Annotated in this window: 1 protein-coding gene; it reads left to right on the forward strand. The window is 51.3% G+C overall.

All coding sequences use genetic code 11. From position 1 onward, the window contains the following. The coding region (locus R7R24_RS28665) for a magnesium transporter (RefSeq protein ID WP_318120452.1) at nt 1-596 on the forward strand (596 nt) is incomplete at both ends.

Raw genomic sequence — 596 nt, forward strand, 5'->3', positions numbered from 1 at the left:
TGAACGTCGTAATTGGGTGTCCGCGCCCGTAGTGGATGAAAACCAGCACCTTGTCGGTCGTATCACCATCGATGACGTGGTTGACGTTATTCGTGAAGATGCCGAACACTCAATGATGAGTATGGCGGGTATGGACGATGACGAAGATACTTTCGCTCCCGTCTTCAAATCCGCGCGTAAACGAAGTGTTTGGCTCGGAGCCAATGTCCTAGCTGCATTAGCGGCTGCTTCGGTTTCCAACATGTTTGAAGCCACTCTGGACCAAATGGCGGCAATTGCGGTCTTGATGACCATCGTGCCATCGATGGGTGGTGTTGCAGGTAATCAAACCGTTGCACTGGTTATTCGTGGCCTTGCTTTAGGTCATATCGGTGACTCGAACAAACGAGAACTGTTGATGAAAGAAGCCGCGATCGGTTTGCTTAACGGCATCATGTGGGCGTTGATCATCGGTGGTATCGTTGTAGTTTGGAAAGGCAACTGGATGCTCGGAGGTATCATCTCTGCCGCCATGTTGACCAACCTGTTCGTCGCCGGGGTTGCAGGGGTAACCATCGCTGTCCTTCTGAAGAAGATGAATATCGATCCTGCCCTTG

Source organism: Vibrio sp. 704, from assembly GCF_033339295.1.